Raw genomic sequence first — 20,392 nt, 5'->3', positions numbered from 1 at the left:
GGCGTGGAGCCAGGCCGGACGGCTGAGGCCGGTGAGGATGCCGAACTCGCCGCCGAGCTGGTGATCGATGCTCGCGGGACGCGATGCCCGATGCCGGTGATCCTGGCGGCGCGCGCCGCGACCACGCTGGCCGCCGGCACGGTGATCCAGGTGCTCGCCACCGACCCCGCGGCCGCGGCCGACCTGCCCGCCTGGTGCCGGATGCGCGGGCATACGGTCATCGGGATTGAGCACGCGGACGGACTGGTGGGCTGCCGGGTCCGGCTCGGCGGCTGATTCGCCTGGCAAAGCCCTCGCTCGCGAGGGGCAGTCTTCCCGTGCGAATAGCGGCTTTAGGGCATCGGGCGGAAAGGCTGTCCCCTCCCTGCCCGCCATTCCTGCCGGCGCCAGGCAGGCCAGTCGGGGCCGGGGGCGGCGGTCAGGGCGGGGAGGGCGGCGGCATACGCCTCGCGGGTGCGGGTGGTCACCCCCAGGGTGGCGAGGTGCCCGGTCTGCCACTGGACGTCGATCAGCCCGCCGGGAGCGCTCGAGACGACGTCGACCAGCCCGGCAACGGCGATCTTGGAGGCGTCGGTCTCCCGATGGAACATCGATTCGCCCGCGAACAGCCCACCGATCGCCACCCCGTATAGCCCGCCGGCCAGGCCGGCGGGCGACCAGACCTCGATGCTGTGCGCCCACCCGAGCCGGTGCAGCTTCTCGTATGCCGCGGCGAACTCCGGCGTGATCCACGCCCCCTTGCGCCCAGGGGCGGCGCAGCCCGCGACGACCTGCGCGAAGGCCCGGTCCACGGTGATGCTGAAGCGGCGGCTGGAGCGGGCCAGGGAGCGCGAGATGTGCAGATCGGCTGGGTGCAGGACGCCGCGCTCGACGGGCGCCCACCAGCCGAGCCGTCCCGCCTCGGGGACATCCATCGGGAAGAGCCCGATCCGGTAAGCGGCGAGCAGCGTCGCCGGCTCCAGGTCGGCGCCCAAGGCCACGAGGTCGATATCAGGATCCGGATGAGCCAGGGCGTCGGCCAGCCGCCAGTTCGTCGGGCCGGGGACGATGGGCGGGTTTGGCAGGGTGGGAGGCGGCGGAATACCGAACGGGCCGGCCGGGCAGTCTGGCGGGTCGGCCCGCGGAGCGTCGGCGGCGCCAGCCGGCCGCTGCGTGACCTGGGGCGGCGGCCAGGCGCCGCGGGCGCCATCGGGGGTCCCGGGCTCCGCGCCGCTCAGGGGCGGTTCGACTGCGGCGACCCCGCCCGGACTCACGGTCTCGGGCAGCGCAGGTGCGGGGCGATCTCCCCAGCCGAGTCCGCGCCATACGCGTCGGCGAGGCGTTCGAGGAAGACGCGCTTGCTCAGCTCGTATTCCTGAGTGCCGACCGTCTCGATGACGTGCGCGGCGAGCACCGAACCCATTTCGGCGCACCGCCGGTGGCCCAGGCCGGCGGCCAGTCCGGCCAGGAAGCCCGCGCGAAAGGCGTCGCCGACGCCGGTCGGGTCGGCGAGGCGGGCAACCTTGGCCACACCGACGTGGATCGGCTCCACGCCCGGGCTGGTGATCGTCACACCGTCCTTGCCCTGGGTGATGACCCGGTGAGTGACGCGGGAGGCGATCTCGGCCTCGCTCCAGCCGGTCTTCTGCTCGGTCAGGCGGGCTTCGTACTCATTAGTGATCAGGTAGGCCGCGCCGTCGATCATCTCCTTGATCTCCGGCCCGTCACTGAAGGCGAGCTGTTGGGAGGGGTCGGCGATGAAGGGGATCTTGCGGGTGCGGCACTCGCGCGTATGCCGCAGCATCGCCTGCGGATCGTTCGCCCCGATCAGCACATAGTCGGCCCCGCCGACGCGGCGCGCGATCGGGCCGAGTTCGATCTGCCGGGCGTCACTCATCGCGCCCGCATAAAAGGTGGCGATCTGGGCCATGTCGGAGTCCGTGGTGCAGACGAACCGGGCGGTGTGCTTGGTCTGCGAAACCAGGATCGACTCGCAGTCGACGCCGTGGCGCTCCAGCCAACTGCGGTAGGAGACGAAGTCCTCCCCCACGGCGCCGACCAGGACCGGGCGCATTCCGAGGTTGGCCATCCCGAAGGCGATATTCGCCGCGATCCCCCCGCGCCGGATCTCCAGATCCTGGGCGAGGAAGGACAGCGAGATCTTGTCGAGCTGCTCGACGACGAGTGAGTCGGCGAATCGGCCTTCGAAGGTCATCAGGTGGTCGGTCGCGATCGAGCCCGTGACGAGGATTTGCACGAGCGCAAGTATGACGGCCCCGCCCGCCCGGGATGACCGGTGCGAGCGAGGCCGTCGGTGGGCCGTGGGCCGGACGCGCCTGGCTCAGGCGGCGCGGGCCGGCGCGGCGTTGGCGACCTTCTTCGCGTGCTGCAGGCCGAGCAGGGCGAGCAGGGCCATGGCGGCGGCGCCCACGAAGGCGGCGACGGCGGCATACGTCATGATCTTGGCCATCGTGCCGAAGGCGTAGGCGTTGAGCAGCAGGCCACGCAGGGTGTTGCCCATGAAGAGGCTCTGGCGCAGCTGGCCGAGCTCGGCGACCTTGGTCTGGTCGGCGTTCTTGTCCTTGCTCAGGGTGATGAACTCGCCGGAGACATCCTCATAGGTGCGGCCGCCGGACGACTTGTCCATGTGAACCTTGATGTAGTGCTCGGCGAAGGCGCGGGCCTGATCGCCCGTGGTCATCTCCTGGCCGGCGTACTGCTCGAGATAGGGCTTGATCAGCGGGTCCTCGATGGCCGGGCCGGACGGCATGGTGATGTCCTGCTGCTTGAGCTGATCGTGGACATTGCTGTTGGTGAAGTTCGCGCCCCAGAGCAACAGGCCGCCGCCGACCAGCAGCAGCCCGGCCAGGGCGAGGCCGAGGTAGGAGATGAGCTTGTCGAGTGTGCTGCGCACGGGGGTTCTCCCTGTGGTTTCCGGGGAGAGCCCTGCGGTGTCGGGCCCTTTGGGTGAGCCCCGGGCCGGCGTGGTGTCCAGCAATATCGACTATACGCGTCGTTCTTGACCTTTCAACTAAGCTGAGCCTAGCCTCAGCCACGCCTCGGGGGCGCGTCCGTGCTGGTCAGCGGGCCTAAGGGCCCGGAACGACGAACCGCCCGGACCTCGGGGGTGAGGGCCGGGCGGTTCGCGCGTTTGGTCAGCTGAAGCTGTCGCCGCAGGCGCAAGAACTGCCGGCGTTGGGGTTGTCGATGGTGAAACCCTGCTTCTCGATCGTGTCGGCGAAGTCGATCGTCGCGCCCTCGAGATAGGGAGCGCTCATCCGGTCGACGACGACCTCGACACCGTCGTAGTCGCGCACGAGGTCACCGTCGAGGGTGCGCTCGTCGAAGTAGAGCTGGTAGATCAGCCCGGAGCAGCCGCCGGGCTGGACGCCGACGCGCAGGCGCAGGTCGTCGCGGCCTTCCTGCTCCAGCAGGGACTTGACCTTGCCGGCGGCGACATCGGTCAGGACCACGCCGTGGGTGGTCGTGGTCGTCTCGTCCTGAACGGTCATGAGTGGGTCCTTCGCAGTGTGTTCGGTGGATCGACGTCCTTCTGCCGATGCAAACAGCATCCGGGGCGCCGAATGTTCCCGCGTGTCCTAGCAGGATACGCGCCGAGGCGTCAGATCAGGGCCACGGCGGCGGCGACCACGTCGCGGCCACCCGGGCAGCCCGGGCGCGCAGCGTGCCCACCGGATCGGTCATCGCCGCCTCCTCCTGGGCGGGGGTGCCGGCCACGGCATACACGCCGCTCAGGCCGATACCCATGCTCTCGCGGCGGCCGACGAGCGCCTGCCCGGCGATCACGATCGTGGGTGTGGCTGCGGCCAAGGCGCACTCGGCGACGCCGGCGACCACCTTGCCGCGCAGGCTCTGCCAGTCGAAACACCCCTCCCCCGTGACCACCAGGTCGGCCGCCGCTGCAAGGGTGGCGAAGTCGACAGCAGCAAGCACGAGGTCGACGCCGCTGACGCGCCGCGCGCCGAGGATGAGCAGCCCGTATGCCAGCCCACCCGCCGCTCCCGCGCCCGGCTCGCGATCGAGCCGCAGCTGTTTGCCAGTGAGCAGGTCGAGGCGGCAGGGCAGGTGACGGCGGACGCGGTCGGCGAAATGGCCCAAGGCGGATTCGAGGTCCTGCGCGAGCTGGGGCGATGCGCCCTTCTGCGGACCGAAGACGGCGCTCGCGCCTTGCAGCCCGAGCAGCGGACTGTCGACATCGGTGGCGGCGAGCAGGTCGATATCGGACCACTCGGCGATGGTGCTCGTCAGGGCGCCAAGGGCATCCGGACCGAGATCCGCCAACGGAAGGCCGCCACGGCCGAGGTCCTCGATCGAGCCGGCGCCGAGCGCGGCGAGCATCCCCGCTCCGCCGTCATTGGTGCCGCTGCCGCCGAGACCGACGACGATCCGGCGCGCCCCCGTGGCGCGCGCGGCGAGCAGGAGCTGCCCCACGCCATACGTGCTAGTGATTGCGGGGTTGCGTTCGCCGGCGCCGAGCAGGTGCAGGCCGGCCGCTTGCGCGGACTCGACGTATGCCGTTCGCTCGCCCCCCGCGTCCACGACCAGGACGTTCGCGGGCACCGGTCGACCGAGCGGGTCCGCGACCGTGGCGGCGATCATCTCCCCGTCGAGTTGGGCCGCGAGGACATCGAGGAAGCCGGGCCCACCGTCGGAGAGGGGGAGGCGCGTCAGGACGCAGTGCGGGGCGGTCTGCGCCCAGCCGTCGGCGATCGCCTCGGCCGCCTGGGTGGCTGTGAGGGTGCCCGTGAAGCAGTCCGGTGCGATGACGACGTGCACTCCGGCAGCCTAGAGCCGAGGGACGCGTGCGGCATACGGCGTGTCGTCACCGCGTGGCTTGGCATCAGTCTTTGTGCGTCTCGCCGGGCAGGGCCAGCATCTGGTCCAGGGCGGTGCGGGCGTGGCCCGCGACGACCGGGTCGACGTGGATCGGGTTGACGACGCGGCCCTCCACCAGCGACTCCAGGGCCCAGACCAGGTGCGGCAGGTCGATCCGGTTCATTGTCGAGCAGTAGCAGACGTTCTTCTCCAGGAAGGCGATCCTTTGCTCGGGGAACTGCTGCGCCAGGCGGCGCACCAGGTTGAGCTCGGTGCCCACCACCCAGGAGGTCCCGGCCGGCGCGGCGGCGATGGTCTTGATGATCTTTTCGGTCGAGCCGACCTCGTCGGCGAGTTCGACAACTTCATGGCGGCACTCGGGGTGCACGATCACCTTCACGTCCGGGATCTCGCGGCGGGCCGCGTCGACGGCCTCGACACTGAAGCGGCCGTGCACCGAGCAGTGGCCGCGCCACAGGATCATCCGGGCGTCGCGCAGTTGCTCGCGGGTCAGGCCACCCATCGGGCGATGCGGGTCGAAGACGACGCACTCATCGAGCCGGCCGCCGAGGTCGCGGACATAGGTGTTGCGGCCCAGATGCTGGTCGGGCAGAAAGAGCACCTTGCCGGTGCCGGCCGCGACCTGAGCGTCGCCGCGCTCGCCGAAGGCCCAGCTCAGCGCGGTCTTGGCATTGGAGGAGGTGCAGATCGTGCCGCCGTGCCGGCCGGTGAAGGCCTTGATCGCGGCGGAGGAGTTCATATACGTCACCGGGACGGTGACATCGGCGACGCCCGCGTCCTGCAGGTCGAGCCAGGCGTCCTCGACCTGCGCGATGGCCGCCATATCGGCCATCGAGCAGCCTGCGGCGAGGTCGGGCAGGATCACCGTCTGCTGGTCGCTGGTCAGAATGTCGGCCGACTCGGCCATGAAGTGCACGCCGCAGAAGACGATGTAGGGCGCGTCCGGGCGGGCCGCAGCCTCCCGGGCCAGCTTGAAGCTGTCTCCCGTGGTGTCGGCGAACTCGATGACCTCGTCGCGCTGGTAGTGGTGTCCGAGGACGAAGACCTGGTCGCCGAGCGCCGCCTTGGCCGCCCGGGCCCGCTCCACCAGACCCGGGTCGGATGCGGCCGGCAGCTCGCCCGGGCACTCGACCCCGCGTTCGGTGTGCAGGTCGCGGCCTTTGCCCAGGACCAACAGGGGCAGCGGTGCAGTCATACGCCGAAGGATAGGCGGCTTCGTCAGGCCAGGGTGCCGAGGCGGGCGAGCAAGGCCGCTTCGGCAACGCAGACCTTCTCGAATTCCCCGAGATGCAGGCTCTCATCGGCCCCATGAGCGCGGGAGTCCGGGTCCTCGACGCCGGTGACCAGCAGGGCCGCCTCCGGGAAGCGCTCGGCGAAGGCCGCGACGAAGGGGATCGACCCGCCGACACCGATGTCGACGGGCGGGTGCCCCCACGCGTCGGCGAAGGCCGCCCGGGCCGCGTCGTAGATGGGGCCCTGGGCGTCGGCGGCGAAGCCTTCGCCGGAGTCGTCCAGGTGCATCTCCACCTGGGAGCCCCACGGCGCGTGCTCTAGCACATGGGCCCGCAGGGCGTCGTAGGCAGCGGCCGGATCCTGCGCCGGCGCGATCCGCATCGAGATCTTGGCGCTCGCCGAGGCGACCAGGGTGTTCGACGCCGTGGCCACCGTGGGGGCGTCGATGCCGATCGTCGTGATGGACGGCTTGGCCCAGATCCGGTCCAGCAGCGGGCCGCGCCCAATGATGGCAACCCCGTCGAGAAGGCCGGATTCGGCGCGGAGGCGGGCCTCGTCATACGGCAGGTCACTGGCGGTCCCCGTGACCAGGCCGGCCACGGCGATCTCGCCGTCGTCCTCGTGCAGGGTCGCGAGCAGGCGGACTAGCGCGGTGATGGCGTCGGGGACAGCGCCGCCGAACATGCCGGAGTGGACGCCGTGGGCGAGCGTCGAGACGGTGACGACCACGCGGATCAGGCCGCGCAGGGTGACTGTGAGAGCGGGCTCGCCGATCGCCCAGTTGGTGGAGTCGGCCAGCACGATGGCATCGGCCCGCAGCTTCTCGCCGTGCGCTGCGAGGGTGGCCGGGAGCGACTCGGAGCCAATCTCCTCCTCCCCCTCGACGAAGAGGACGAGATTGACGGGCAGCGCATCGCCGTGAGCGCGGACCGCCGCCAGATGGGCCATGATCCCGGCCTTGTCGTCGGCGGCGCCGCGGCCATAGAGCCGGCCGTCGCGCTCGGTCGGGACGAAGGGCGGGCTGGTCCACAGCTCGTCCGGACCGGGCGGCTGGACGTCGTGATGGGCATACAGCAAGACGGTGGGCGCGCCGGCCGGCCCGGCCTTGCGGGCGATGACCGCCGGGCGGCCGCCCTCGCGCGAGATCTCGACATCGAAGCCTTCTGCCTCGAACAGTGCCGCGGTCGCCGACGCGCTCCGCTCGACCTCGCCCTGATCGAAGGCATCGAGCGAGACGCTCGGGATCCGCGTCAGGGCCTCTAAGTCGGTGCGCACCTGGGGCATCAGGGTGTGGACCCGGTGGCGGAGTTCGTCGATGGTCAGGGGTGTCACGGTCACGGGCCGACTCTAGCCAGCACGTATCCTTGCGCCGTGTTCGGACGCAAGGACAAAGCCGCCGCCCCCGTCGAAGCGAGCCCGGTCCACGAGGCTCGCCCCGGGGCGAAGAACCGCCCGACGCCCAAGCGGCGCGACCAGGAGGCGGCCCGCAAACAGCCGCTGGTGGTGACCGACCGCAAGGCGGCCAAGGCGGCCGACCGGGCCCGGCGCTCGCAGGCGAGCGGGCAGATGCGGCAAGCGATGATCACCGGAGACGACCGCCACCTGCCCAATCGCGACAAGGGCCCAGTGCGCCGCTTCGTCCGCGACACCGTCGACGCCCGATGGAATGTCGCGGAGTTCTTGCTGCCCTTCATGATCTTGGTGCTGGTCGCGCAGTTCGTGAACAAGAACTGGGGCTTCTACATCTTCTTGTTCGTCTACGTCCTCGTCATCGTGGCGGTCGTCGACGGCGTGCTCGCCTGGCGCCGCTTGAAGAAGCAGTTGCGAGCGAAGTTCGGCGAGGACGTCGCCGTCAAGGGCCTTGGCTCCTATATGGCGATGCGGATGATGCAGATGCGTCCCACCCGGATGCCGCGTCCGCAAGTCGGCCGCGGCGAGTACCCGCACTGATCGGAGGACCGGATGAGTGCGGGGTTGGGTGACTATCGCTGGGTCGCTTTCGATTCGGCGGGTGCGGTGGTGAGTGACGGCATACCGGCGGGGTTCTTTCCGACGCAAGCCGACGCGGAGGCGTGGTTCGCCGAATCCTGGGAAGAGTTCGCCGACGCCGGCGCGGCGGCCGTGAGCCTGGTGCACGTCGAGAACGTGGTCTACGGCCCGATGCCGCTCACGCCGGCCTGAGTTCGGGGCCGGCGCCACGCCGCGGGGCGCACGACGAAGGCACCCAGCGCGATCCCGTATGCCGCGCCAACCACCACGTCGGACAGGCGGCTGAACGCCAGGGCCATCGGATTCGACAGGCTCAGGTGCTCATACCCGATGCTCGCCATCCCGATTGCGTGCGTCGCGAGCGAGGTCCACCGGCGAGATGAGGAAGACCATCGCCCAGCATTGCCCAGAGTCGAGCCCCGTCGAGTGGCCGGTTCACCGGCCACTCGACGGGGCTGAACCGGCCACTCGACGGGGGTAAAGCGGTCAGGCCTCGCGGACTTGGACCTCCACGAAGGGCGGCTTGGTGACCGTGGCGGCCACGCCGCGGCCGCGGACGTCGATCGCGACCTCGTCGCCCATGGCGACCGAGCGATCCAGGAGCGCGAGCGCGATGCCCTGCTTCAGGGTTGGCGAGAACGTCCCGGACGTCACTTCACCCACCTGCGCACCCGAGGCGTCCAGCACCGCGCAGTGCGAGCGGGGGATACCGCGGCCGGTGACGAGCAGGCCACGCATCAGGCGCGACGACTTCGCCGCCCGCTGCTCGACCAGCGCCTCGCGCCCCCAGAAGGCCGGCTTGTCCCAGCCCACCGCCCAGGCCGATCCGGCCATGACAGGGGTGATCGTCGGCGAGAGGTCGTTGCCGTGCAGCGGGTAGCCCATCTCGGTGCGCAGGGTGTCGCGCGCGCCCAGACCGCACGGCAGCCCACCACGTTCGGCGATCGCGACCGCGAGGGTGTCCCACAGCGGCCCGGCGTTCTCCCACATCGGCACCAGTTCGTAGCCGCGCTCCCCCGTGTAGCCCGTGCGGCAGACGATGACCGGAAGCCCTTCCCACTCGGTCTCGACGAACGACATGTAGTCGTGCCCGGTCGGCATTCCCAGCGATTCCAGCACCTCATCGCTCAAGGTTCCCTGCACCGCGATCACGCCGTACTTCTCGTGCAGGTTCTCCACCGTGATGCCCTCGGGCGCGGACGCCTCCAGCAGCGCGCAGACGGCGGCCGTGTTGGCCGCGTTCGGGATCAGGAAGACGTCGTCGTCCGAGCGCAGATAGGCGATCAGGTCGTCGACCACGCCGCCGGAGTCGTTGCAGCACAGCGTATACTGCGCCTTTCCCGGGTGGATGCGCCCGAGATCGTTGGTCAGGCACGCATTGACGTATGCCGCGGCCCCCGGCCCGCTGACCCGCGCCTTCCCGAGGTGGGAGACGTCGAACATCCCGACCCGCTCACGCACCGCGGTGTGCTCGGCGATCACGCCGCCCGCCGGGTATTCGATCGGCATCAGCCAGCCGCCGAAGTCGGCCATCTTCGCGCCGAGGGCGACGTGGCGATCGTGCAGGGGCGAGGTCAGCAATGACTCGGTGCTCATGGCAGGACGCTACTCGGTGCGGCGGATACCCTGCCGGGGTGACTTCGTGCCTGTTGACCGATCAGCCCATCGCCACCGTGGACGCCGATGTCCTTGTCCTCGGCGTCGTCCCCGACGAGACCGGAGCCGCGCTTGCCGCCGGTCAAGGCCTGCCCCGCAAGGCGGCAACGCACCTGACCGAGGTCCTCGGTGCGCTGGAGGCCTCCGGCCGCCTCGACGACGTGCACACTGTCGCCCTCGTGCCGGGCGTCAACGCCCGCAAAGTCGTGCTCACCGGCCTCGCGCCCAAGCACAAGCGCGAGGGCACCACCGTCTCCCCCGACACGATCCGCGCCGGCGCGGGCGCGGCCCTGCGCGCAGTCACATCTGCCGACGCCGTCCTGCTGGCGCTGCCCACGGGCGACGCGGCACGCCTGGCCGCGGCGATCGAGGGCGCCCTGCTGGGCAGCTATGCCTACACCGCGCAGAAGTCCGCCAAGCCCGAGTCCGGGGCCAAGCCGAAGCGCGGCCGCGCCCAAGCGGCCGACCCCGGCAAGGTCGCGAAAATCCTCGTGCACGCCGCCGACGCCGGCGACAAAGACGCCAAGGACACGGTGACGCGAGCCGAGACCCTCGCTGCTGCAACGGCATACGCACGGGATCTGGTCAACTGCCCGCCCAATCTGCTCTATCCGCAGTCCTTCGTCGATAGCGTGACGGCGCGTGTCGGCGCGTCGAAGGCGAAGGCCCGGATCCAGATCGTCGTCCACGACGAGGAGCAGTTGGCCGGCCTCGGGTGCGGCGGCATCGTCGGCGTCGGCCAGGGTTCCTCGCGACCGCCGCGGATCATGGAACTCCACTACAAGCCGCGCGGCAAGGCGGCCGGGAGCCTGGCCTATATCGGCAAGGGCATCACCTTCGATACCGGCGGCGTCTGCCTGAAGCCGCCGGCCTCGATGCTGACGATGAAGTGCGATATGGCCGGAGCCGCAGCGGTCGCCGCGAGCGTCATCGCCGCCGCCGAGATGGGCCTGCCGGTCGCCGTCAGCGGCTACCTGTGCCTCGCCGAGAACATGCCCGGCGGCAACGCCCAACGCCCCGGCGACATTGTCACGATGCGCAGCGGCACGACCGTGGAGATCATCGACACCGACGCCGAGGGCCGGATGGTGCTGGCCGACGGCCTCGCCCTCGCCGGCGAGAAGCAGCCCGACGCGCTCGTCGACGTCGCCACCTTGACCGGCGCCTGCATGATCGCGCTGGGCAACAAGGTCGCGGGGTTGATGAGCAATGACGACGATTTCGGTGCCCGTGTGCTCGCCAGCGCCGGCGAGGCCGGCGAGCCGATGTGGCCCCTCCCCCTGCCCGACGATCTGCGCGCCAAGCTGGAGAGCCCGATCGCCGACCTGCAACACAAGGGCGACCAGTACGGCGGCGCGCTGACCGCTGGCCTCTTCCTGCGCGAGTTCGCCAAGGATGCCGACGGCGCCGAGATCCCCTGGGCACACCTCGACATCGCCGGCCCGGCCTATCTGACCGATGCGCCGTTCGGCCACGTCGTCAAGGGCGGCACCGGGTATGCCGTGGCCACCCTCGTCGCGCTCGCCGCCGGCTGGGCCGCGACGTGAGCCCCGATATCGATGCCGATGTCGTCATCCTCGGCGCCGGCAGTGGCGGGTATGCCTGCGCCCTGCGTGCCGCTCAACTCGGTCTGTCCGTCGTGCTCGTCGAGCGCGACAAGCTTGGTGGGACCTGCCTGCACGTCGGGTGCATCCCGACCAAGGCGATGCTGCACGCCGCCGAGGTTGCCGACACCGCCCGCCATGCCGCGGCGATCGGGGTGGATCTCGGGGAGCCGAGCATCGACCTCGGGCGCGTCGCGGCATACCGGGAAGGGGTCGTGAACCGGCTCTTCAAGGGGCTGACCGGGCTGGTCAAGGGCCGTGGCATCGAGGTCGTGGCGGGCGAGGGGCGCGTCGTGGACGCCTCCAGCGTCGCGGTCGGCGACCGGGTGATCCGCGGGCGCCATCTGGTGCTGGCGACCGGTTCGGTCCCCAAAGTCCTGCCCGGAATCGCGTTGTCCGAGCGGGTGGTCACCAGCGACGGGGCGCTGGCGCTGACGACGGTCCCCGAGCGCGTGGTGGTGCTCGGTGGCGGGGTGATCGGGGTCGAGTTCGCATCGGTCTTCGCCTCCTTTGGGGCGCAGGTGACGGTGGTCGAGGCGCTGCCGCGGCTGGTGGCCGCGGAGGATCCCGCCCTGTCGGACGGCCTGCAGCGCGCCTTCCGGCAGCGCGGCATCGCCACCCGCCTCAACGCGCCGGTGACCGGGGTGAGCGAGGACGCCGACGGCGTCACGGTGACGTTCGCCGAGGGCGAGCCGCTGAGCGCTGACCTGGTCCTCGTGGCTCTCGGACGCAGACCTGCCCCGGTGCCCGGGATCGAGAATCTCGACGTCGAGACCGATCGCGGCTACGTCCTCACCGATTCCGTATGCCGCACCCGCGTCCCACGCGTGTATGCCGTGGGTGACCTGGTGCCCGGTCTCCAACTCGCCCACCGCGGCTTCGCCCAGGGGATCCTGGTGGCCGAGGAGATCGCTGGGTTGCAGCCGGCCCCGATCGTGGAGAGCGGCATACCGCGGGTGACCTATTGCGAGCCGGAGGTGGCTTCTGTCGGGCTCACCGAAGCAGCGGCGCGCGAACGTTATGGCGAGATCGACGTGGTCGAGTACAACCTCGCCGGCAATGGCAAGAGCCAGATTCTCGGGACGCGGGGTTTTGTCAAGCTGGTCCGGGCGAAGGGCGGCCCGGTGGTGGGTGTGCACCTGCTCGGATCGCGGGTCGGCGAGCAGATCGGCGAGGCGCAGCTGATCGTCGGCTGGGAGGCGTATGCCGAGGACGTCGCCGCTCTGATCCACGCTCACCCGACCCAGAACGAAGCGCTGGGCGAGGCTCACCTAGCCTTGGCCGGGAAGCCACTGCACGCGCATGCCTGAACGGCCTCTGGCACAACGGCAGGGAATGCGTGAGAGTGTGACTATCTGAAACTCCATATGTGACCGAACCGACCCTTTTCTCAGAGGAGATCGACCCCATGTCTGAACGCGTCACCATGCCGGCGCTCGGCGAATCCGTCACCGAGGGCACCGTGACCAGGTGGCTGAAGTCCGTGGGTGACCAGGTGGCAGTCGACGAGCCGCTGCTGGAGGTCTCGACCGACAAGGTCGACACCGAGATCCCATCGCCAGTAGCCGGCACGCTGACCGAGATCCTGGTCCAGGAGGACGAGACGGTCGCCGTGGGAGCCGATTTGGCCGTGATCGGAGACGGGTCGGATGCACCGGCTGCCGAAGCGCCGGCCGAGCAGGCGCCGGAGGCACCGTCGACCGAGGCCCCCGTCGACTCCGAGGCCCCCGCCCAAGCCGAGGCCGCCGCCGAGCAGGCGCCGGAGGCACCGTCGACCGAGGCGCCGGTCGACTCCGAAGTCCCGGCCCCGGCTGCCGGCTCGGGTGGTGGTTCCGTCGAGGGCGGCACGACCGTGACCATGCCCGCGCTCGGTGAATCCGTCACCGAAGGCACCGTGACGCGCTGGCTGAAGACGGAAGGCGATGAGGTCGCCGTCGACGAGCCGTTGTTGGAGGTCTCCACCGACAAGGTCGACACCGAGATTCCCTCCCCAGCCGCCGGCACCCTGACCAAGATCCTCGTCCCCGAGGACGAGACGGTCGCCGTCGGCGCGGACCTGGCGATCATCGGCGGCACAGCAGTGGCCGAGGCCCCGGCTGCCGCCCCGGAGGCAGCACCGGCTGCTGCTGCCAAGCCAGAGCCGGCCAAGGCTCCCGAGCCCGCGCCGGCCGCGGCTGCCCCGGCCCCCGAGGCGCCTCCTGCCCCGGCTCCGGCGGCCGCTGCCCCCGCCCCGGCAGCGCCGGCTCCTCCCGCCCCCGCTCCTGCTGCCCCCGCTCCCGCGGCCGCGGCCCCGGCCCCGGCCCCGGCCGCGGAGACAGAGCCGTCGGACGGCGAGGGCGATGGCGGGCGGGACGCAGCGGCATACGTCACGCCCTTGGTGCGCAAGCTGGCCGCGGACAACGACATCGACCTCGGGTCGATCACGGGCACCGGCATCGGCGGACGCATCCGCAAGCAGGACGTCCTGGACGCGGCCGAGGCCAAGAAGGCCGCCGCCGCACCGGCGCCCGCGCCTGCTGCCGCCCCGGCACCCGCCGCGCCGAGCGCACCGGCGGCCGCGACTATCGCGGCGGCCGACACCACCAAGCGCGGCACACGCGAGAAGATGACCCGCCTGCGCAAGATCATCGCCCAGCGGATGGTGGAGTCGCTGCAAGTCTCGGCCCAGCTGACCACGGTCGTCGAGGTCGACATGAGCAAAGTCGCGCGGTTGCGCGACCGGGCCAAGGGCGAGTTCGAGAAGCGAGAAGGGACCAAACTGTCCTTCCTGCCCTTCATTGCGCTATCCAGTGTGGAGGCGCTCAAGGCGCACCCGAATATCAACGCCAGCGTCGAGGGCGACGACATCGTCTACCACGGCAGCGAGAACCTCGCGATCGCGGTCGACACCCCCAAGGGTCTGATAGTCCCGGTCGTTAAGAACGCCGGCGACCTCAATATCGCCGGGTTGGCCCGCGCGATCGCCGACATCGCGGCGCGCACGCGGGACAACAAGATCACCCCGGACGAGCTCTCGGGCGGAACCTTCACGATCACCAACACCGGCAGCCGGGGCGCGCTCTTCGACACCCCGATCCTCAACCAGCCGCAAGTGGCGATGCTCGGCACCGGGGCCATCGTGCGCCGCCCGGTCGTCGTCAAGGACGAGGACGGCGCCGAGACCATCGCGATCCGCTCGATGATGTATCTTGCGCTCTCCTACGACCACCGCGTCGTCGACGGCGCCGACGCGGCCCGCTTCCTGGGCACGGTCAAGGAGCGGCTCGAGGAGGGCCGCTTCGAGGCCTCCCTCGGCCTGTAGGGTTCGGGCGGCTCGCCGTGCTCACGGTCGGGATCTCGGGCGCCAGTGGCCTGATCGGGACAGCGCTCACGCAGGCCCTGCGGGATCGGGGCGATCGGGTGATCGTCCTGGTCCGGCGCCCGGCCGCCGGACCCGACGAACGCTCCTGGGACCCCGCGAAGGAGATCTTCGACGCGGGGCTGGCGGGCGTGCATACGGTCGTCAATCTCGCGGGCGCCGGCGTCGGCGACACGCGGTGGAACACCGAGCACAGGGCCGCCATCCTCACCTCCCGGGTGCGGGCGACACGCACGATCGTCGCGGCCATCGAGGCGTCCGACGAGCCGATCGCGCTGGTCAACGGGTCTGCCGTCGGGGCGTATGGCGATCGTGGCGAGGAGGTGCTGACCGAGGGCAGCCCGCGCGGAGTCGGCTTCCTCGCCGAAGTCGTCCGGGCGTGGGAGGACGCCGCCGCGCCCCTGGTCGAGGCCGGCCGGCCCGTCAGTTTCGCCCGCACCGGGCTGGTGATGACCCAGCGCGGCGGCGCCCTCGCTCCCCTGCTGCGAGCAACCCGACTCGGGGCCGGTGGGCCGCTGGGCTCGGGCAAGCAGTACTGGCCGATCATCTCGCTGCGTGACGAGGTCGCTGCGCTCATGCACCTCATCGATCACCCGGAGATCACCGGCCCGGTCAACCTGGTCGGCGTCGAACCACCGCGTCAACGCGAAGTGGCCGCCGAGTTGGGCCGGCTCGTGCACCGCCCGAGCGTGCTGCCGGCGCCGGGTTTTGCCCTCCGGCTCGTGGTCGGCGAGTTCGCCGGCGAGATCCTGGCCAGCCAGCGGGTGCTGCCAGAGCGCTTGCTCGCGACCGGCTTCGAGCACCGGGACGCGTCCGTAGACGAGGTGCTCGCGGCTGCCCTGGCCGGCTGACAGCCTGCAACACCTACTCGTGGGTAGGTGTGACAAAGCGGGCGGTATAGCGCCCGCTTCGACTCACCTACCCGCTGGTAACCCGGTTTCGCAGCTCTGGTCAGGCGTTGCCGGCGAGTTGGGCGTTGTCGTCGGCCCACATCGTCAGCAGGCCACCGAAGTGGCCCTCGAAGCGCTCCCACTCGTGCCTGGGGTAGGTTTGCTGGATCGTCGAGGTGAGCATCGAGCGGAACTCGGGCGAGACGATGTAGTCATAGACCATTTCGTCGATATTGGGCAGGGTTGTCGCGCAGAACTCCAGATAGCGGTCCTTGTCGAAATGCTGGTCCGCGAGCCCCTGATAGGCCAGGATCTTGGCGTCGTAATCGAGATCGGCATTGTCGGCCACGGCGAACCACGGGTCGGTGTCGACCTGGGTCTTGGCCTTTCGGTCGGTGACGACGCAGAAGGCCGACCACTTCAGCAGCGACTTCATCGCCCACGGGAAGTAGTAGTGCAGCGACGTCACCGCCACGTCCGGGCACGCATTGGCATAGTCGATCGGGTAGAGCACGTCATCCTTGACGAGCATCTCGCAGGAGTTGAACTCCCACCGGAAGAAGGCATTGACCGTCTGGCTAATGGCGATCGCCTCCTTGCCCGCCTTTTCCGACAGGAAATCATGCGAGACCTCGTAGCGATCGTGCATCGGCTCGTCCGGGCGGAACTTCATGACCATCGACTCCGGCCCGATGGTCAGGGCGCGGGCGAAGACGTCGAAGTCGATCGATTCCTGCAAGTGCATGAGCATCTCGCCGGACTCGTCATACGCCTTGTGGAGTTCGTCGCTATTGCGCACGCGCGACACTCCGCGCCAGCCACCGCCATCGAAGGGCTTCATGAACAGCGGATAGCCCATGTCGCCGGCGATCTGGTCGAGATCGAACTGCTGGTTGTACTTCGCCGAGGTGTAGGCCCAGCGGGCATTGTCGACCGGGTGCTTGTAGGGCACGAGCACCGTATTGGGCACGTTCAACCCCAGCCGTAGCATCGCGCAATAGGCCGAATGCTTCTCCATCGACTGGAAGGTGAAGGGGCTGTTGAGCAGGTAGACATCGTCCATTAGCGCGGCCTTCTTCAGCCACTCTCGAGGGTGGTAATACCAATAGGCGAGCCGGTCGATGCACAGGTCCTGGCGGGGCTTGTCGCGCAGATTGAACGGCTCGATGCTCACCCGTTCGGTCTCGATCCGGTGTTGTGCCCCATCGGCCGTATGCAGGACCCCAAGCTTGCGGGCCAGCGCCTCGAAGGCGCTGGGCCAGTCCTCCTCGGCCCCGAGCAGCAGGCCGATGAGGTGGTCGCGTTGCGTCGTCGACATCAGGTGACTCCTTTGGCGGTGGACTTGCGCGGACGGTGGATCAGACGAAGCGGGGCAGGTGATGGGCGAGTTGGCGCTGCCACCACGGCCAGTCGTGGGCGCTGTCATACCCCCAGACATCGAGTTGGTGCGGAATGCCCTTCTCGCGCAGCACATCGGCAAAGGCGAGGGTCGAGGGGTAGGACTTCGTGGGTTCCCACTCGAAGGGGCCCTGGCCGACGACGAGCAGCAGGCTCGCGCGCGAGCGCAGCCAGTTCAGGTGGTCGCCGTCGGCACCGCGGACATACGCCATCGGGTTGGCGAAGTAGGTGGCGTCGCCGATGTCGCCCCAGCCACGCCATGTGGTCGGGTCGTAGCTGCCGGACATCCCGATGGCAAGGGGGGCCACGTCGGCCCGCTGCAACGTGAAGTGCGCGGCGTGATAGGCGCCCAAGGATGCCCCGCAGGTGATGATCTCGGTCTGCCAGCCGCCCATCTCGTAGGCGATGTGTGGCAGGACGGACTGCTCCAGCCAGTCGTGGTAGATGCCGTGCCGACGGGCGCGTTCCTCGGTCGGCTGGTCTCGGGCCGACCACGTCCAGCCGTCGAGGGAATCGACACAAAAGAGTGTCACCCGCCCGGCGTCGACAAGGCCGCGGATCGCATCGAGCATGCCGTTGTTGGCGAAGTCCTCGGCGCGCCCGGCTTCGGAGGGAAAGACCAGCATGGGCCGGCCGAAATGCCCGTGACGAATCACCCCGAGGGTGGCGTCGGTGCCAGGAACGGGGAGTTCGATGCGCTCGGACATGGGCCCATCCAACCCCAAAAGGCCTTGGTTTGGTGACCGGACGCGATGGGCCGCGCCGAATGTCTCGCGGCCGCCTCAGAACAGGGCGCTCATCAAGGCCGTCCGCGCCTTCTTGACGCGGTCGTCGGCATTGCCGATGACGGCGAACAACTGCACGAGATGATCGCGAGCCGCCGTCCGCTCATCGCCCGAGGTGCGCTTGACGAGGTCGATCAGGCGGCCGAAGGCGTCCTCGACGTGCCCACCGAGCAGATCGAGATCGGCGACGAGGGTCTGCGCCGCGACATCATCGGGATTGGCGGCCGCTGCCTCACGGGCCGCCGTGAGCTCGGCGTCCGCGGTGCGCTCGAGAAGGCCGACCTGCGCCAGGCCCACCTCGGCCTCGTGGTCCTTGGGATTTTGGGCCAAGGCCTTGCCGTATGCCGTGCGCGCCCCCGCATAGTCGCCCCGCTCGATCGCGTCGAAGGCTTCCTGGTGGAGCGGGGGGAGTTCCTCGGGCGTCTCGGGCGCCGCGACCTCGACCCGGCCGGTGACGCCCTGCTGCACCGCGACCTGGAGGAATTGGTCCACGATCGCGCGGACCTCGGCCTCGGTGGCGACCCCGTCGAACATCGGGATGGCCTGGCCCTGCAACAAACCCATGGTCACCGGGACGGACTGGACGCGCAGGGTCTGCAGCAGCCCGGGGTTGCCGTCGAGGTCGACGCTGACGACCTGGACGCGCCCTTGGAGGCTGCGGGCAATGTCGATCACGGTGCCGAGGAAGACGACGGACTCGGGCAGGCGCTTGGAGACCAGAACCAGCAGGCTCGGGACCCGGACCGAACGCCCGACGATCTCGTTGAAGTTGGCGTCGGTCCCGACGACGTGGATGTTGTCCGCCGCTCCCCGGCCGCCCGCGCCGGAAGCCGGAGCGGCATCGTGCTGGAGTCCGGTGAGGTCGACAGCGCCACGTGTGGCGCCCGTGGGAACGGAAGGCTGCGTCATACGGGCGATTCTCTCAGGTGGCCGGGGTCGCTCGGGCCGGGTAGGACTCAGACGCCGGTCGTCTGCTATTTCGCGTTGAGGCCAACGAGTTGCTCCGCGGCTCCGATGACGGTGGCCTTCTTCTCGACCGGGATGATGGCGATCAGCGTCTCGATCGTGGTCAGGCGGAGGGCTTCGGTCACCGATTTGCGCTTGGCCAAGGTGGCCAGGTCCTTCGGCAGATCGAGACGCTTGGCCTTGCTCGTCGGCTTGACGGTGTCGGTGCGGGTCAACTGCGCGAAGGCGAGAGCGCTGCCGTCGGCAAGACGGAAGGCGAGGATGCTGTCGGCGATCGGCGCATTGGTCCGCTTGAAGGTGCCGAGCTTGCCCAGGGCCTTGATCTGCTGGGCGGAACTGGCCTTGATCGCGCTGGCGAAGGCGTCGCGGGCCGAGACGACTGCGCTGGATGCCTTGGTGGTCGGGGAGTTCAGCAGCTGACCGTAGAGAGTGAAGACCTGGGTGGGCAAGGCCACCAGGCCGTGATCCTTGCCGACCAGCGTCGTGCCGTCGCCGAGCGGCGGCAGGGCCGGGATGCTGGCACCGGCCAACAGATCCGCGGTAAGCCAGAGCTTGAAGGGCGCTGTGGGTGAGGCCGAGGTGAGCACGTGAACCCGCTGGACCCCGTCGCTCTGGGTGGTCGCGAGGATCGTGCGTGGCCAGGCGCGACCGGTGGAGATGGCCAGGATGGTCGGCGCGCTAGGGGCCTGCAGCGCGCCCGGGTCGCCCGTGCGGAAGCGCGGCGCCACCTGAGCCAGTCGCAGGGCGGGCCCGGTCAGGATCGCCGTCAGCTGCTTCTCGGAGGCGTCGCTGGCCAGCAGCCGGTCGGCTTCGGTCAGGGTCGCCGAGGTGATCTCCTGCGCCGTCGCCTCCCCGAAGGGCGCCCCTGACACGGTCTCGGTCGGCGCGTCGTGCAGGCCGACTACGTGATCGGGCAGACCGCACGCCGAGGTGAGCACGGTGGCGCCCAGCGCCAGGCCGAGGGCCGCCCGCCGGGTTGCGGTGAGCCGTCGGGCCGGCGCATGGGTCACGCCGGGAGGAGTCGTCATGCTGGTCATCGGGCCAGCTCCTTCGCTTTGGGGGCCGGCCGCACCAGCAGCCAGCCGACCGTCATCAGCAGGCCGCCCGAGGCGGCCAGGACGAGGGCTTGGTAGAACCACGTGGGATTGGCCCAGGTCAAGGCCATCGACGCCAGGCCGGCACCCGCGGGGGCGATCAGGACCGACTCCGGGGCGGTGGCCTGGGTCATGGTGACGATCGCCGGCGCGGTGACCTGCTCGGTCTTGCGCCACAACGTCAGCTCACCCAGCGGTTCGACTGCCCCGCCCGCGGTGTCGGCCGTCGTCGCCTGCCCGGCCCGGACATCGACACCGGTGACGCGTGTGTGCCCGGCCGTGCCCAGGGCTGCTTGCGTGTCCGACGGTGTGCCGATCACCACGAGCGCCGACGCGCCTCTCCGGGGCGTCAGCGCGATCTCGACCGGCAGGTCGGTGCGGTTGAGCACGTCGGGCGTGAGCAGTACGGGTGACGTCCCGACGCCCTTGACCACAAAGGTCGCCGAGCCTGAGGTGCCGAGGCGCGCGGCGGCATACGTGCCGAAGGCGAGCGGGACCAGGCCGATCAGGACCAGCAAGGCGCCGGCCAGCCGCTTGAGGAGGGCCACGTGGGGGGTCAACTTTCTGCTCGTTCGTCCGCGGA

At 70.0% G+C, this 20,392-nt stretch carries 21 protein-coding genes; 7 read left to right on the top strand and 14 right to left on the bottom strand.

Annotation, left to right across the window (positions count from 1 at the left end; genetic code table 11):
• Positions 1 to 3 precede the first annotated feature (3 nt).
• Positions 4 to 276 carry a sulfurtransferase TusA family protein gene (locus tag ABD209_RS02115; RefSeq protein WP_344061421.1) on the top strand — a complete coding sequence of 91 codons (273 nt, stop codon included), beginning with the start codon at positions 4 to 6 and terminating at the stop codon, positions 274 to 276.
• 56 nt (positions 277 to 332) lie between these two features.
• On the opposite strand, the gene aat is transcribed toward ABD209_RS02115, so the two are convergent.
• The 7 genes from aat to ABD209_RS02080 form a co-directional block, all read right to left on the bottom strand.
• Positions 333 to 1,253, bottom strand: coding sequence for a leucyl/phenylalanyl-tRNA--protein transferase (gene aat / locus ABD209_RS02110; protein WP_344061418.1), 921 nt, complete (start codon positions 1,251 to 1,253; stop codon positions 333 to 335).
• Positions 1,250 to 2,236: a carbohydrate kinase family protein gene (locus ABD209_RS02105; RefSeq protein ID WP_344061415.1), complete on the bottom strand. Its 987-nt coding sequence runs from the start codon at positions 2,234 to 2,236 to the stop codon at positions 1,250 to 1,252. Before ABD209_RS02105 ends, aat begins: the two co-directional genes overlap by 4 nt.
• Before the next feature lie 84 nt (positions 2,237 to 2,320).
• A complete protein-coding gene (locus tag ABD209_RS02100; protein ID WP_344061412.1) occupies positions 2,321 to 2,893 on the bottom strand; it encodes a hypothetical protein in 573 nt (190 codons plus the stop codon).
• Between the two features lie 241 nt (positions 2,894 to 3,134).
• On the bottom strand, positions 3,135 to 3,491 hold the full coding sequence (gene erpA, locus ABD209_RS02095) for an iron-sulfur cluster insertion protein ErpA (RefSeq protein ID WP_344061409.1): 357 nt from the start codon (positions 3,489 to 3,491) through the stop codon (positions 3,135 to 3,137).
• Between the two features lie 115 nt (positions 3,492 to 3,606).
• On the bottom strand, positions 3,607 to 4,776 hold the full coding sequence (locus tag ABD209_RS02090) for a glycerate kinase family protein (RefSeq protein WP_344061406.1): 1,170 nt from the start codon (positions 4,774 to 4,776) through the stop codon (positions 3,607 to 3,609).
• A gap of 64 nt (positions 4,777 to 4,840) precedes the next feature.
• Positions 4,841 to 6,031 (bottom strand): quinolinate synthase NadA, encoded by a 1,191-nt coding sequence (gene nadA / locus ABD209_RS02085; RefSeq protein WP_344061403.1) that lies wholly within the window; start codon positions 6,029 to 6,031, stop codon positions 4,841 to 4,843.
• A gap of 23 nt (positions 6,032 to 6,054) precedes the next feature.
• Positions 6,055 to 7,353: a dipeptidase gene (locus ABD209_RS02080; protein ID WP_425564537.1), complete on the bottom strand. Its 1,299-nt coding sequence runs from the start codon at positions 7,351 to 7,353 to the stop codon at positions 6,055 to 6,057.
• An 87-nt stretch (positions 7,354 to 7,440) separates the two neighbouring features.
• On the opposite strand from ABD209_RS02080, the gene ABD209_RS02075 reads away from it, so the two are divergent.
• Entirely contained in the window at positions 7,441 to 8,019 is a 579-nt protein-coding gene (locus ABD209_RS02075) for a DUF3043 domain-containing protein (RefSeq protein ID WP_324387012.1), read from the top strand.
• Between the two features lie 12 nt (positions 8,020 to 8,031).
• Positions 8,032 to 8,250 carry a hypothetical protein gene (locus ABD209_RS02070; RefSeq protein ID WP_344061397.1) on the top strand — a complete coding sequence of 73 codons (219 nt, stop codon included), beginning with the start codon at positions 8,032 to 8,034 and terminating at the stop codon, positions 8,248 to 8,250.
• On the opposite strand, the gene ABD209_RS02065 is transcribed toward ABD209_RS02070, so the two are convergent.
• Together ABD209_RS02065 and gcvT are read right to left on the bottom strand one after the other, a co-directional pair.
• Positions 8,220 to 8,399 carry a hypothetical protein gene (locus ABD209_RS02065; RefSeq protein WP_344061394.1) on the bottom strand — a complete coding sequence of 60 codons (180 nt, stop codon included), beginning with the start codon at positions 8,397 to 8,399 and terminating at the stop codon, positions 8,220 to 8,222. The two genes, ABD209_RS02070 and ABD209_RS02065, sit on opposite strands and share 31 nt — an antisense overlap.
• Before the next feature lie 145 nt (positions 8,400 to 8,544).
• Positions 8,545 to 9,654, bottom strand: coding sequence for a glycine cleavage system aminomethyltransferase GcvT (gene gcvT / locus ABD209_RS02060; protein ID WP_324387015.1), 1,110 nt, complete (start codon positions 9,652 to 9,654; stop codon positions 8,545 to 8,547).
• Positions 9,655 to 9,692: 38 nt separating this feature from the next.
• Here gcvT and ABD209_RS02055 point away from each other — a divergent pair, with 38 nt between their 5' ends.
• The 4 genes from ABD209_RS02055 (at position 9,693) to ABD209_RS02040 (ending at position 15,527) form a co-directional block, all read left to right on the top strand.
• On the top strand, positions 9,693 to 11,261 hold the full coding sequence (locus ABD209_RS02055; RefSeq protein ID WP_344061389.1) for a leucyl aminopeptidase: 1,569 nt from the start codon (positions 9,693 to 9,695) through the stop codon (positions 11,259 to 11,261).
• Entirely contained in the window at positions 11,258 to 12,628 is a 1,371-nt protein-coding gene (gene lpdA / locus ABD209_RS02050) for a dihydrolipoyl dehydrogenase (RefSeq protein WP_344061386.1), read from the top strand. The genes ABD209_RS02055 and lpdA overlap by 4 nt, the downstream gene beginning before the upstream one ends.
• A 98-nt stretch (positions 12,629 to 12,726) precedes the next feature.
• Complete coding sequence (gene sucB, locus ABD209_RS02045) at positions 12,727 to 14,619, top strand: 2-oxoglutarate dehydrogenase, E2 component, dihydrolipoamide succinyltransferase (protein ID WP_344061383.1); 1,893 nt, start codon at positions 12,727 to 12,729, stop codon at positions 14,617 to 14,619.
• Between the two features lie 17 nt (positions 14,620 to 14,636).
• The gene (locus tag ABD209_RS02040) at positions 14,637 to 15,527 is read left to right on the top strand and encodes a TIGR01777 family oxidoreductase (protein ID WP_344061380.1); all 891 of its coding nucleotides are present in this window, start codon (positions 14,637 to 14,639) and stop codon (positions 15,525 to 15,527) included.
• Between the two features lie 100 nt (positions 15,528 to 15,627).
• On the opposite strand, the gene ABD209_RS02035 is transcribed toward ABD209_RS02040, so the two are convergent.
• The 5 genes from ABD209_RS02035 to ABD209_RS02015 form a co-directional block, all read right to left on the bottom strand.
• The gene (locus tag ABD209_RS02035) at positions 15,628 to 16,884 is read right to left on the bottom strand and encodes an ATP-grasp domain-containing protein (RefSeq protein ID WP_344061377.1); all 1,257 of its coding nucleotides are present in this window, start codon (positions 16,882 to 16,884) and stop codon (positions 15,628 to 15,630) included.
• Between the two features lie 40 nt (positions 16,885 to 16,924).
• A complete protein-coding gene (locus ABD209_RS02030; RefSeq protein WP_344061374.1) occupies positions 16,925 to 17,671 on the bottom strand; it encodes an esterase family protein in 747 nt (248 codons plus the stop codon).
• A 75-nt stretch (positions 17,672 to 17,746) separates the two neighbouring features.
• A complete protein-coding gene (locus ABD209_RS02025; RefSeq protein WP_344061371.1) occupies positions 17,747 to 18,658 on the bottom strand; it encodes a tetratricopeptide repeat protein in 912 nt (303 codons plus the stop codon).
• A 65-nt stretch (positions 18,659 to 18,723) separates the two neighbouring features.
• A complete protein-coding gene (locus tag ABD209_RS02020) occupies positions 18,724 to 19,752 on the bottom strand; it encodes a DUF8094 domain-containing protein (RefSeq protein WP_344061368.1) in 1,029 nt (342 codons plus the stop codon).
• Positions 19,749 to 20,369 (bottom strand): hypothetical protein, encoded by a 621-nt coding sequence (locus ABD209_RS02015; RefSeq protein WP_344061365.1) that lies wholly within the window; start codon positions 20,367 to 20,369, stop codon positions 19,749 to 19,751. The genes ABD209_RS02020 and ABD209_RS02015 overlap by 4 nt, the downstream gene beginning before the upstream one ends.
• Between the last annotated feature and the right edge of the window lie 23 nt (positions 20,370 to 20,392).

Origin of the sequence: Nostocoides vanveenii (assembly GCF_039531165.1) — a bacterium.
Classification (GTDB): Bacteria; Actinomycetota; Actinomycetes; order Actinomycetales; family Dermatophilaceae; genus Nostocoides_A; species Nostocoides_A vanveenii.
Note: the sequence above shows the minus strand (reverse complement) of the source record. Positions and strands in the feature narration are given on the sequence as shown.

Bases quoted from the DNA above. Each gene is read 5' to 3' on its own strand.
- erpA (WP_344061409.1), bottom strand. From the start codon at position 3,491: ATGACCGTTCAGGACGAGACGACCACGACCACCCACGGCGTGGTCCTG.
- ABD209_RS02030 (WP_344061374.1), bottom strand. From the start codon at position 17,671: ATGTCCGAGCGCATCGAACTCCCCGTTCCTGGCACCGACGCCACCCTC.
- ABD209_RS02035 (WP_344061377.1), bottom strand. From the start codon at position 16,884: ATGTCGACGACGCAACGCGACCACCTCATCGGCCTGCTGCTCGGGGCC.
- sucB (WP_344061383.1), top strand. From the start codon at position 12,727: ATGTCTGAACGCGTCACCATGCCGGCGCTCGGCGAATCCGTCACCGAG.
- ABD209_RS02065 (WP_344061394.1), bottom strand. From the start codon at position 8,399: ATGGCGAGCATCGGGTATGAGCACCTGAGCCTGTCGAATCCGATGGCC.
- gcvT (WP_324387015.1), bottom strand. From the start codon at position 9,654: ATGAGCACCGAGTCATTGCTGACCTCGCCCCTGCACGATCGCCACGTC.
- ABD209_RS02080 (WP_425564537.1), bottom strand. From the start codon at position 7,353: ATGCCCCAGGTGCGCACCGACTTAGAGGCCCTGACGCGGATCCCGAGC.
- ABD209_RS02020 (WP_344061368.1), bottom strand. From the start codon at position 19,752: ATGACCAGCATGACGACTCCTCCCGGCGTGACCCATGCGCCGGCCCGA.
- ABD209_RS02025 (WP_344061371.1), bottom strand. From the start codon at position 18,658: ATGACGCAGCCTTCCGTTCCCACGGGCGCCACACGTGGCGCTGTCGAC.
- nadA (WP_344061403.1), bottom strand. From the start codon at position 6,031: ATGACTGCACCGCTGCCCCTGTTGGTCCTGGGCAAAGGCCGCGACCTG.
- ABD209_RS02070 (WP_344061397.1), top strand. From the start codon at position 8,032: ATGAGTGCGGGGTTGGGTGACTATCGCTGGGTCGCTTTCGATTCGGCG.